11 protein-coding genes are annotated in these 11,872 nt (G+C 44.5%); 6 read left to right on the plus strand and 5 right to left on the minus strand.

Going from position 1 to position 11,872, the window contains the following annotated elements; genetic code table 11:
* Positions 1–79 precede the first annotated feature (79 nt).
* Positions 80–1,054, minus strand: a complete 975-nt coding sequence (locus ACE3K2_RS14455) for a tRNA dihydrouridine synthase (RefSeq protein ID WP_421891412.1) — start codon at positions 1,052–1,054, stop codon at positions 80–82.
* Positions 1,055–1,440: 386 nt separating this feature from the next.
* Here ACE3K2_RS14455 and ACE3K2_RS14460 point away from each other — a divergent pair, with 386 nt between their 5' ends.
* From ACE3K2_RS14460 to ACE3K2_RS14470, 3 genes are all read left to right on the plus strand, one after another.
* Positions 1,441–1,647: a DUF2536 family protein gene (locus ACE3K2_RS14460; protein ID WP_036668351.1), complete on the plus strand. Its 207-nt coding sequence runs from the start codon at positions 1,441–1,443 to the stop codon at positions 1,645–1,647.
* A gap of 261 nt (positions 1,648–1,908) precedes the next feature.
* A complete protein-coding gene (locus tag ACE3K2_RS14465; protein ID WP_421891414.1) occupies positions 1,909–2,790 on the plus strand; it encodes a GNAT family N-acetyltransferase in 882 nt (293 codons plus the stop codon).
* Between the two features lie 186 nt (positions 2,791–2,976).
* A complete protein-coding gene (locus tag ACE3K2_RS14470) occupies positions 2,977–4,842 on the plus strand; it encodes a leucine-rich repeat domain-containing protein (RefSeq protein WP_421891416.1) in 1,866 nt (621 codons plus the stop codon).
* Between the two features lie 283 nt (positions 4,843–5,125).
* Here the strand turns inward: ACE3K2_RS14470 and ACE3K2_RS14475 are convergent, their stop codons facing one another.
* From ACE3K2_RS14475 to ACE3K2_RS14485, 3 genes are all read right to left on the minus strand, one after another.
* Entirely contained in the window at positions 5,126–6,799 is a 1,674-nt protein-coding gene (locus tag ACE3K2_RS14475; protein WP_421891419.1) for a GTP-binding protein, read from the minus strand.
* A 1-nt stretch (position 6,800) separates the two neighbouring features.
* On the minus strand, positions 6,801–7,700 hold the full coding sequence (gene cysD / locus ACE3K2_RS14480) for a sulfate adenylyltransferase subunit CysD (protein ID WP_062836250.1): 900 nt from the start codon (positions 7,698–7,700) through the stop codon (positions 6,801–6,803).
* 333 nt (positions 7,701–8,033) lie between these two features.
* Entirely contained in the window at positions 8,034–8,621 is a 588-nt protein-coding gene (locus ACE3K2_RS14485) for an S-layer homology domain-containing protein (RefSeq protein ID WP_421891422.1), read from the minus strand.
* Between the two features lie 197 nt (positions 8,622–8,818).
* Here ACE3K2_RS14485 and ACE3K2_RS14490 point away from each other — a divergent pair, with 197 nt between their 5' ends.
* From ACE3K2_RS14490 to ACE3K2_RS14500, 3 genes are all read left to right on the plus strand, one after another.
* Positions 8,819–9,019, plus strand: a complete 201-nt coding sequence (locus tag ACE3K2_RS14490; RefSeq protein ID WP_421891425.1) for a hypothetical protein — start codon at positions 8,819–8,821, stop codon at positions 9,017–9,019.
* Between the two features lie 10 nt (positions 9,020–9,029).
* The gene (locus tag ACE3K2_RS14495; protein WP_421891428.1) at positions 9,030–9,698 is read left to right on the plus strand and encodes a hypothetical protein; all 669 of its coding nucleotides are present in this window, start codon (positions 9,030–9,032) and stop codon (positions 9,696–9,698) included.
* Positions 9,699–9,789: 91 nt separating this feature from the next.
* Complete coding sequence (locus ACE3K2_RS14500) at positions 9,790–10,470, plus strand: leucine-rich repeat domain-containing protein (RefSeq protein WP_421891430.1); 681 nt, start codon at positions 9,790–9,792, stop codon at positions 10,468–10,470.
* A gap of 607 nt (positions 10,471–11,077) precedes the next feature.
* Here the strand turns inward: ACE3K2_RS14500 and ACE3K2_RS14505 are convergent.
* Positions 11,078–11,716 (minus strand): DUF6037 family protein, encoded by a 639-nt coding sequence (locus tag ACE3K2_RS14505; protein WP_421891433.1) that lies wholly within the window; start codon positions 11,714–11,716, stop codon positions 11,078–11,080.
* Positions 11,717–11,872 lie beyond the last annotated feature (156 nt).

Here is an 11,872-nt window from a genome sequence, read left to right on the forward strand (position 1 = left end):
GAAGCGGAAGAGTTACCGCTTCTTTTTTTGCTTTTAAATCTACCTGAATCATACTCCGTATCCATGATTACGTCTTACTCTACTCCACCTGTTCATTACTTTCAAACTCAATGAGCAATTCGCGTACTTTAGAAGTGGTTTTGGCGTTCATCAAGCTGTTTCTGAGCTCACTAGCACCGCGGAAGCCTCGAACATAGATTTTGAAAAAACGGGCCAGCGGGCTGAACGAGCGCGGTTCAAGCTCAGAATATTGATCATGGAGATCCAAATGCAGCCGTAGCAGATCAAGCAATTCCTTACTGCTGTGTTCCTTCGGCTCCTTCTCAAAAGCAAACGGATTCTGGAAGATACCGCGTCCAATCATAATACCATCCACACCATATTGCTCCGCGAGTCTCAGGCCTGTCTCACGGTCAGGAATATCCCCATTAATCGTCAGCAGTGTATTAGGTGCTATCTCATCACGCAGTTTCTTAATCTCCGGAATAAGTTCCCAGTGAGCGTCTACTTTGCTCATTTCCTCTCTCGTACGCAGGTGAATAGACAGATTCACGATGTCCTGTTGCAAAATATGAGTCAACCAGTCGCGCCATTCATCGACCTCAGTAAATCCGAGACGCGTTTTCACACTGACCGGCAGCCCTCCGGCTTTCGCCGCCTGAATAATCTCCGCCGCAAGGGCTGGGCGGCAGATCAAGCCACTTCCTTTTCCATTCTCCGCAACATTCGCTACAGGACAGCCCATATTGATATCGATGCCTTTAAAGCCTTCTTTCGCCATACCGATACTCATCTCACGAAAGAATTCCGGTTTATCTCCCCAGATATGAGCCACAATCGGCTGTTCATCCGCTGTAAACGTCAACCGTCCACGCACACTATGGTGCCCCTCCGGGTGACAATAACTCTCTGTGTTCGCAAACTCCGTAAAAAACACATCCGGTCTGCCCGCTTCACTTACGACATGCCGAAACACAACATCCGTCACATCTTCCATGGGTGCCAGTATAAAAAATGGTCGCGGCAATTCACGCCAAAAATTTTCCTTTGTCATCTCAAAAGCTCCTCTATACATTCCAGGACAGTCTTTGTCCTCATTAATAGTTAAAATAGTAAACTCGTAACTCATGCAACTGCTGGCCTATCATTTACATGATCATTCGCAGTTTCGTTGCAATTCACATTATGGTGTCCTAGCTTCTTCTTCACTTATACCATGCAAATGAACTTCCTTCAAACAGCAGTATCTGTTACTACTTCCATTAGACCTTCAGATTATTGAACGTTCGATGATCTCAAAATTGCCCTTTCCCGATTTTATCACGTCTTTATTAGATTTTCAGCCCGATTGCACTTGCCGAACTGGAAAAGCTCCTCTAAAATGAAGCTCGACAGGCTTTTAACCTGCAAATCGAGATTTTAAGGAGGCCTGAATGATATATGGAAATTTCACTGGATATGATCAAAGACAAAGTCGAATGCTTGCAGGCTTATGACTTCCGTGAACTCGAACGAGCGATCGAAGAGCGAATCGGAATGAACAAAGCATTAATGCTGCGCGTGAAGCAGGTTCAACATCAAGTAACATTTGACCCTTTTCGCAACAAGATGTTATATAGTGCAATCGTGCATTTTGCCGTAGATTAATGGACCAAGATTCTCAATAGTGAAAAACAGTTCACTGACGCAATTGCATTTAAGCATATCCTATAAAGCATGCAAAAAAGAAGACGCGAACTCGCTCGCGTCTCTTTCCGTATCATACTCCACTTTCTCTTGTTACAAATCTTGCTTATCCAACAACAACTTATAAGCAGAATTGTCACCTGTAATCATATTTTACATAGTTAAATACGGGATCGTACCACTACACAAACAGTCATTTTTGAGGATTAAGGGGGTAATACCATGCAAGAATTAATATTTATGAAGAATTATAAAAACAATGAAGTACTGCGCAAAAGTTTTTTCGAGCTTGCTGTCAACACGTTTGAGATCAATTTTGAAGATTGGTATCAACAAGGATACTGGGGCGAGCGTTACATCCCTTATTCATATGTCGATGGAGACCAGGTTATTGCCAACGTTTCCGTTAACATCCTTGAGCTCATCATTCACGGTGAGAAGAAAAAAGCGATTCAAATCGGCACGGTGATGACACATCCTGATTATCGGGGGAAAGGACTCTCTACACGTTTAATGAATAAAGTTTTAGAGGAATACGAGAACAAGTATGATTACATGTACCTTTTTGCCAATGAATCGGTGCTTGATTTTTACCCCAAGTTTGGGTTTAAACCTGTGGAAGAACATCTTTTTTCAATAAATTATACGGCAAAAAAATCACCTGAACCTGCGAATATCCGAAAACTAAATGTAACTAACGCGGAGGATTTACGTCTTATTCAAAAATTGGCATCGGAACGATTACCTGTTTCTCAGCATTTCGCAACCCATCATGCTCAAGGAATTTTCATGTTTTATTGCCTGAATGTCTTTAGTGATGATATCTATTACTTGGAAAACGAAAACGTCATTGTTATTTATCAGAAAGAAAACAATCATATTGAGCTCTTCGACGTTGTTAGCTTAAACGAAATGAATATGAACGATATTTTGGATGAGATCGCAGATGATGATACGGAGAAAATAACTTTCCATTTCACGCCAGATGCAACAGAACATATCGTTCTAAAAAGTACAATCACCAATGAAGGTTTATTTGTAAGAACCCATGATGAACATCTCTACCCTGTGCACGTTAAACATCCGATTACTTCGATCGCTTAATGATTGATTTAATAATGCCTACCACCAGCCACACTTTAAATAAGACCAAAAAGGAGCAGGATTCCCCCTGCTCCTTCGCTATGTGAAACTTCTTTCTCTCATCAAACGTAAATTCACAAGGTATAATCAACTCAGATGACCGTTCAGCATGATCTTATGACCATCATAATGAAGGAGGGGACATTCGTGGCGTTTATCCCGCTAAACTGCCCCAATTGCAACGGAAGAATTGAATACAAGAAGGATGAAGTTTTAAAGTGTCCCTATTGTGAAACAGAGCTTTTATTGAAGCAAAATCATGTCTATTACGTAGACCAGACCATTAATCATTACCACGGAACACCCCCAAAGGCAACGCCGAAACAGGCTGTCTCCATAAAGCTAATGCTGATACTGATGTTAGTCTTGGCTGGCGCCATCGGTACATTTTTTTATTATAGCAACAGTTCCACATATCCAAAAACAGAAGCCAATCTGCCTGTGCGCAAGATGCCCGAAAGCGAGGTTCTGCTCTCATTTTTGCGAGATATCTTTGATAAAGGGTCCGCCTTGCCAACAGAGGAGGAATTAGCTCGTATTCGCTATTTAACCGTAGAGCATTCGGAGAATGATCAGTGGAAGTTTACATATAGTCTCTCCGATCCCTTCAGCGATGAACAGGCCGAGAAGATCACTTATATTACTCAGGACAAGAAACTGAATAGCCAGCGGATTGATCAGAGAGATTTTGAAGCTTTTACGGGACTGACTACATTGGACCTGACAAATACCTATGAAATATCCCAGACGGACCAAACCACTTTGGACCATATGCCCGGATTAAAAAGTTATGGAGGCGCTTTTAACGAATCCTTTAGTACGTTTTCGGGCTACTTTGGCGACAAGTCTAAAATAACGGAGCTTTCCACTCAGCTTCGCAGCAATCAGGAATTGGCCCTGCTACTGGAGTTCCCTAATCTGAGCTCTTTATCCATTACCTATGTGGATGAGTCCGTAACGGATTTTTATCTATTGAATAAACTGCCGCTCAAGTCCCTGTCGCTCACCTTTGTCGATGAACTCGGATGGTTATCGTCCATGACCGGGCTGTCATCCTTGTCCATACAATACAGTGAAGCCACAGACCTGCAGCCGCTGTACGCCCTGACCCAGCTTCAGGAGCTTCAGTTGTCCTATTTATCAAATGTAAAGTCCATAGACTTTGTGCAAAATATGCCTGCTCTACAAACGCTAGATATTGAAAATGTAAACTTCTCCAGTCTGGAGCGCTTGACCGACAAGGCCTCTATTACTACGCTGCGCCTGGCTTCTCTAAGTCAGCTTGGTTCGGTAAAAGCCATCAATAGCCTGTCCTCATTGCGGGAATTAACGTTGTCCGGCTACTACGAGAATGCAGAAGCGCTGACACTGTCTAAAGTAGAGCGAGTGGAAATCCCAAGCTCTTTTCTCCCCGGGCTAAAGGCCCCGGCTACAACCAGTCTGACGCTCCGTGGCGGAAGTGGAGAGTTGAATTTGGCGGCGCTGGGGAAATTTCCGAAGCTGGAGCAACTATCGCTCTGGGAGATCGATGAAATAACCCGTTTTGGCGCATTGGACGGCTTGTCCCGTCTAGAGACCTTAAACATTTACGACTCGTCACTATATAAGGAGAGCGATGCTTTATTTCGTTTGAAGCAGGTGAAATCTTTGATGTGCTCCGAGTGCAGGCTGAACTTTGAGCAAAAAACGGCCGCGGAGAACAGCGTGCTTGAACATCTGACCTTAGAGCAGTCATATTTCAGCATAAACAACACCTCAGTTACTGAAGTTGACCAGATGATGCCTTACTTTGCCAAACTGTCCGCTCTGCGTTCCTTCACTCTGCAAGACAGCAATTTGGCTTCTCTCGAATTCATGAGCAACTGGCAGGCCGTAGAAGAGCTTCATCTCGAGAACAATGCCATTTCCAATATAGAGACCCTAAGCCAGCTGCCTAATCTGCAAAAAGTATATCTATCCGGAAATTCCGTACAAAACAAATCCGTGCTTGGTACGAGTGTGCACGTATATTAATTACCGCATGGATAATGGGGAGTTTTAGAATACTGTAGTAAGTAGTAAGTGGATGGTATTGAAACAAAGACAAAAAGGGGCTCCCCTTATGCAGTTCTTCCTGCATGGGGAACCCTTTTGCTGCTTTAAATCAAGTCCGAAGCCTTCAATATTCTTTGGACGATAGCTGCAACCTCAGCACGGGTGATGTTGGCATCCAGAGATCAGTCTCCCCATATAAAGGGATCTTGACGAAACAAAAAAGCGGCTGCCTGATCGGCAACCGCTTTATCGGACATGCTTATTAAATGTCGTAGTTATTCGAAGGACTGTGATCGATAACGGATTGCACGACTCGTTTAACCACGGATTTCGCGGCATCCTGGGCGGACATTCCGCCGATCTCGTCCGCGTTAACTTCGATAAATCCTTTGCCCCCGATGATCTCTCGAGCTGTCTCAAGTTCGCCCGCACTGATAGAATCATGGGATACCAGTGAGATCAGGCCGGCGTCGTTCAACACCTTTGCCATCTCCGCCGTGCCGCGGAGCGTTTCTCCACTGACGCTCTCCAGCAGCATCGTATGGTAACCGGATGACATTAGTCGCTTCTCCACTTCCTTGGCGAGAGCTACCGTATCCGAGCCAGCAAACCAGACCGTGAACGGAGATTGTCCTTTCTGCTGGGCGCGAACATCTCTCGTGATCCCCGTATCCAGCGTGGCATATCGGCTTTCTCCCTTCAGAGCTTGATCAATGACTCCGCAAGCAGACGTCATGTTGGTGACACGATCAATGAGGATAAAACCTCCGATGCTCTTATTGTGCTCAAAGGAATCGAAGACGATCTGATCCGACAGTGTAAATTCACACTTGGCCAATTCGTTCTTAACAATTTGATCGGCCGGAACGGTATGGCCCGTGTTAATGTCAATTTTATGGGTAATCGCCGTTACTGTGCCTGGAAGAGTCTTCGTTCCGACCTTTACCCAATAATGCTTGCCCGGAGTCAGGACGGAATCGTCCATCCACAGGATCGTAGAAGCGAAGCTGTCAGCTTCTTGGACTTGATTGTCTATCGTGAGCACGCAGCCCCGCGAGACATCAACTTCGCGGTCCAATTGTATCGTAACCGGTTGGCCGGCATAAGCCGAATCCTGAGCTTGGTCCGTCACCAAAATCCGCTTAACCTTGGCTTTCTCCCGACTTGGCAGAGTCATGAGTTCGTCTCCGACCGAAATCTTTCCAGCCTCGATCTGGCCCTGGAACCCACGGAACGTATGGTCCGGTCTGCTTACACGCTGAACCGGCATCATGAAAGGCTTCGTATCATCGGTAGTATGAACATCTATACTTTCCAAATACGGCAATAAAGCTAACCCCTCGTACCAGGGAGCATTCGGCGACTGGGTTGTAATGTTGTCCCCTTCCGTAGCGGACACGGGAATGACCTGAATGCTCTTGATTTGGAATTCAGACGTCGTTTGGATGAACTCTTCCTTAATCGCCTCGAACGTCCTCTGATCGAAGCCGACCAGATCCATCTTGTTCACAGCCAATACGAGATGCTTGATCCCCATCAGGGCGCAGATCCGGGCATGGCGTTTGGTCTGGGTAATGATGCCTTTGGTAGCGTCCACCAGAATGATGGCTAGATCGGCAAAGGAAGCGCCTACAGCCATGTTGCGCGTATACTCTTCATGTCCCGGTGTGTCCGCCACGATGAAGGAACGATGAGACGTCGTAAAATAACGATATGCCACATCAATGGTAATCCCTTGTTCGCGTTCGGCCAGCAAACCATCGAGGAGCAGCGAGTAGTCGATTTTTCCGCCTCGGCTTCCCAATCGACTATCGAGCTCAAGCGCGCGTTCTTGATCGGCAAACAGCAGCTTGGCCTCATAGAGCATATGTCCGATCAGCGTGGACTTGCCATCATCCACACTTCCGCAGGTAATGAATTTAAGTAGACTCTTCATGTTAGAAATAGCCCTCCCGTTTGCGTCGTTCCATGCTTCCCGCCGCTTCTTGATCGATAACCCGGCTGGTCCGTTCGGAAGATAACGCACCCAATGTCTCTTCAATGATCTCATCCAGCGTAACGGCATCGGACTCAACTCCGCCCGTGAGCGGGTAACAACCCAACGTGCGGAAGCGAATCTTCTTCATCTCTACCTTCTCGCCAGGCTCAAGCTTTATCCGCTCGTCATCCACCATGATGATATGCCCGTCACGATTAACGACCGGTCTTACGTCCGCGGAGTAAAGCGGAACGATATCGATGTTCTCCCGACGAATGTATTGCCAGATATCCTTCTCAGTCCAGTTGGACAGCGGAAAGACTCGAATGCTCTCTCCCTTGTTGATTCGCGTGTTGAACAGCTTCCACATCTCCGGACGTTGGTTCTTCGGGTCCCACGAGTGATTCTTGTTCCGGAACGAGAAAATCCGCTCCTTCGCACGCGACTTCTCCTCATCACGTCTTCCGCCACCAAACGCAACCGTGAATCCGTATTTATCCAATCCCTGCTTCAGGGCTGTGGTTTTCATAATGTCGGTATATGCGGAACCATGGTCGAAGGGATTGATTCCTTGCTGAATAGCCTCTTCATTGGAGTGCACGATCATTTCGATACCAAATTCCTTCGCCTTTCGGTCGCGGAATTCAATCATTTCCTTGAATTTCCAGGTCGTATCGATATGCATGAATGGGAACGGCGGCTTCTCGGGGTAGAAAGCCTTTAGGGCCAAGTGCAGCATGACTGAGCTGTCCTTGCCGATGGAATACAACATGACCGGTTTCTCGCACTCCGCTGCTACTTCTCTGATAATGTATATCGCTTCAGCCTCAAGTTGATCCAGATGTGTTAATTCTTGCATGGCAAGGCGGCCTCCTTTTTAATCCTCACTAAAACCATCGTATTTATAAACTTATCCTATCAGATTCCATCTTTATTGCAAAGTGGAAAAAAGCAAAATTTATGATGTCTATGTGTTGGATCGACAATATTCAGCATTGAGTAGCGGTTCCTCCTATAATAAAATCGCCTGAACGAATGATTTGTGCTGAGCTGCAAATGGAATCGGTTGGTTAACGATCTATATTACAATCATGTTGAGGGCCATGGAATTTGAAAAAGCTGGCGCCTGTAAAGTACAGAGAGCAGCTTCAATGAGTTGCCTAGTTTTTTTCAAAATGTCCTTTAAAATCAATTACATGTTCCAGATCCGGGACAGAATCACCACTGCTTCAGCGCGGGTCAATGATTCAGTTGGTGCGATTTTGCCACCTTTTCCGTTGACGATTCCGCTTCCTACAAGGGAAGTTACACTATCCACAGCGTAAGTGGAAATGGTTGCAGCATCGGAATAAGGAGCCAGATTCCCGCTGCCGGCAGATGGCTTACCTGCTGCTTTCAGGGCTTTCGCCGTTAGAACCATCATGTCTTGACGGGAAATGCTGCTGCTGGGTTTGAACGTGTTGTCTTCGAATCCAGAGGCGATTCCCAGCTCTATGGCAATAATCACGGCCTGTGCATAGTAAGCAGTAGGCTGTACATCGCTGAAGGCTGCCGTATTCGTGCCCGGACCCTTCAATTCAAGGGCTCTCACCAGCAAGGTGATAAAGTTAGCTCTCGTGATGGAAACTGCAGGCGCGAAGTCATCCGATACGCCTTTAATAATATAGCGAACAGCCATTGCTTCAACGTCTTCTTTTGCCCACAGGACATGCTGTACATCGGCAAAAGACTTCGTTACGTAGGCTACGGCATACGTGCTAAATTCCGTTGTCTTGAACACAACCGATCCGGATTTAGCCTCATATCGTCCACTTGGTACGGTTGCAGCTTTCCTTGACTGTCAATATTCAGGATCACCAATTGATGTGGATTGGCAAGTTCTTGGCCAGCAGGTGTGTACGGCACAGATACCGTTACAGGCGCCGCTGGAAAGCACGCCTGAAGCAGACTGTCTCTATAAAGGTAATGCTGATACTGATGTTAGTCCTATCTGGCGCCATCGGTACTTATTTTTATTATAGCAACAGCTCCACCTATCCAAAAACAGAAGCCAATCTGCCTGTACGAAAGATGCCTGAAAGCGAGGTTCTGCTCTCATTTTTGCGAGATATCTTTGATAAAGGGGCCGCCTTGCCAACAGAGGAGGATTTGGCTCGTATTCGCTATTTAACCGTATAGCATTCGGAGAATGATCAGTGGAAGTTTACATATAGTCTCTCCGATCCATTCAGCGATGAACAGGCCGAGAAGATCACTTAATATTACTCAGGACAAGAAACTGAATAGCCAGCGGATTGATCAGCGAGATTTTGAAGCTTTTAAGGGACTAACGGCATTGGACCTGACAAATACCTATGAAATATCCCAGACGGATCAAACCACTTTGGCCCATATGCCGGGATTAAAAAGTTATGGGGGTGCTTTTAACGAATCCTTTAGTACATTTTCGGGCTACTTTGGCGACAAATCTAAAATTACGGAGCTTACCACTCCGCTTCGCAGCAATCAGGAGTTGGCCCTACTACTGGAATTTCCTAATCTGAGCTCTTTATCCATTACCTATGTGGATGAGTCCGTAACGGATTTTCACTTGTTAAACCAATTGCCAATCAAGTCCCTGTCGCTCACCTTTGTCGATAAACTCGGATGGTTGTCGTCCATGACCGGGTTATCATCCTTGTCTATACAGTACAGTGAAACCACAGACCTTCAGCCGCTGTATGCCTTGACCCAGCTTCAGGAGCTTCAGTTGTCCTATTTAACGAACGTAAAGTCCATCGACTTTGTGCAAAATATGCCTGCTCTACAAACGTTAGATATTGAAAACGTAAACTTCTCCAGTCTGGAGGGCTGGTAAAAACTCCATTACTACACTACGCCTGGCTTCTCTAAGTCAGCTTGGTTCGGTAAAAGCCATAAACAGTCTGCCCTCTCTGCAGGAATTAACGTTGTCCGGCTACTACGAGAATGCAGAAGCGCTGACATTGCCTAAAGTAGAGCGAGTGGAAATACCAACCTCCTTTCTCCCCGGGCTAAAGGCCCCGACTACAACCAGTTTGACGCTCCGTGGCGGAAGTGGGGAATTGAACTTGGCTGCGCTGGGGAAATTCCCGAAACTGGAGCAACTCTCGCTCTGGGAGATCGATGAACTAACCCGTCTTGCCGCACTGGACGGCTTGTCCCGCCTAGAGACCTTAAACATTTACGACTCATCACTGTACAAGGAGAGCGATGCTTTATTTCGTTTAAATCAGGTGAAATCTCTGATGTGCTCCGAGTGCAGGCTGAACTTTGAACAAAAGGCGGCCGCGGAGAACAGCGTGCTTGAACATTTAACCTTAGAGCAGCCGTATTTCAGCATAAACAACACCTCTGTTATTGAAGTTGACCAAATGATGCCTTACTTTGCCAAACTGTCCGCTCTACGTTCCTTCACTCTGCAAGACAGCAATTTGGCTTCTCTCGAGTTCATGAGTAACTGGCAGGCCATAGAAGAGCTTCATCTCGAGAACAATGCCATTTCCAATATAGAGACCCTGAGCCAGCTGCCTGATCTGCAAAAGGTATATCTATCCGGTAATTCCGTACAAAACAAATCCGTGCTTGGTACGAGTATGCATGTGTATTAATGACCGCCTGGAAAGGTGGGGAGTTTTTTTGAATACTGTAGTTAATGGGTGGTATTGAAAAAAAAGACAAGAAGGGGTTCGAGAATCATGTATCAATTCTCGAACCCCTTATGTTTATGTTTAGCTTCTAACCAACATCGCTACAGACTCCACATGGAATGAGTGTTGACGGTAGAATAAATTAAGATGTGACTGTATTCACTCATAAGGTCATATTCCATTATAGATGGAAAGGAAGAAGTAAGACTATTGACCCTTTTCGCAATAAAGTGTTATATAGTGCAGTCGTGCATTTTGCAGTAAATTAATGAAAAAACGAAATAATTGAATTTAACTAAGATTGTGCTCGCGTCTTCTTTTCGTACCAATCTCCCAATTTTCCTTGTTACAGATTCTACTTAACCAACATCGCCATCAACTTCACGTGTGATGAGATGTTACCTCAGAGCAACTAGGTACTACATGAAGAGTCTGTTCCCAATGTTATATTGGCAAATTAAATAAACGAAGCTTGAACTGAGTTTGGTTTTGAGAAATACATGTGAATCATACGTTATCAAAACAAATTACTAACATAGATATAAGACAATTAAAAGCGTACTAAAAGTCATTTTTTGTTATTCGAATAATTTGCTAAGATTGTTTCATCGGTACTCTCCTCATTTTGTTTTGCTGAATAACAAAAGCTAATATTTTTTTCGTTTTTAAATTTCTCATATAGGAATGGGCGTAAAATTCTAGACTTATTATCGTTGAAATTGCTTCTTTGAGCTAAACTCCCATCAGATTTGATTCCATTTCTTCTAACTTGATAGCAATATAATTTGTTAGGATTTTCCGAGTCACTTTTACTCAATGAAGATACCATTACTTTCAATTGATCCTCATTTTTTTTATCAATAACTTCTACAGGAATAAACCTCGAAAAATATTCCATAAATTGTTGAAGTATACTTCCAAGATTTTCACTATAACTGATTCCAAAGTACTCTCTAAGTGGTTTTGCATCAACAAATAACTTAGCAGCATTTGCTTCCACTTGTAAACTAATATTCACATCAGTCAGTCTTAAAAACTCTAATTTCAGTAACGCGTAAGCATTCTTCTTTTTTTCATTTTCCGCAAACAACTTTATTAGTACGATAAAGTCTTCGTCATTATATCTAAAAATAAACGAGTCAATTACCCAGCCCTTAGCTTCCATATCTTTCTTTAAATACTTTAGATTTTCTAAAACGTTAGTCATATATTCGTCCCTCTTATCGTTGTTCCCTCGTATAGTAGAAAATAACCATTGTACTCGCTAAGTTAGCGAAAAGACACGTTTAACTAGCCGTTTCTAACAAGCAAAACACTAGATATTCATGTTGTTATAATGAAGGCTTTACCTTCATTTATTCAG

It is taken from the genome of Paenibacillus sp. (assembly GCF_048976745.1).
GTDB lineage: Bacteria > Bacillota > Bacilli > Paenibacillales > Paenibacillaceae > Paenibacillus.

Bases quoted from the DNA above. Each gene is read 5' to 3' on its own strand.
- ACE3K2_RS14455 (WP_421891412.1), bottom strand. From the start codon at position 1,054: ATGACAAAGGAAAATTTTTGGCGTGAATTGCCGCGACCATTTTTTATA.
- ACE3K2_RS14460 (WP_036668351.1), top strand. From the start codon at position 1,441: ATGGAAATTTCACTGGATATGATCAAAGACAAAGTCGAATGCTTGCAG.
- ACE3K2_RS14465 (WP_421891414.1), top strand. From the start codon at position 1,909: ATGCAAGAATTAATATTTATGAAGAATTATAAAAACAATGAAGTACTG.
- ACE3K2_RS14475 (WP_421891419.1), bottom strand. From the start codon at position 6,799: ATGAAGAGTCTACTTAAATTCATTACCTGCGGAAGTGTGGATGATGGC.
- cysD (WP_062836250.1), bottom strand. From the start codon at position 7,700: ATGCAAGAATTAACACATCTGGATCAACTTGAGGCTGAAGCGATATAC.
- ACE3K2_RS14490 (WP_421891425.1), top strand. From the start codon at position 8,819: ATGTTAGTCCTATCTGGCGCCATCGGTACTTATTTTTATTATAGCAAC.
- ACE3K2_RS14495 (WP_421891428.1), top strand. From the start codon at position 9,030: ATGATCAGTGGAAGTTTACATATAGTCTCTCCGATCCATTCAGCGATG.
- ACE3K2_RS14505 (WP_421891433.1), bottom strand. From the start codon at position 11,716: ATGACTAACGTTTTAGAAAATCTAAAGTATTTAAAGAAAGATATGGAA.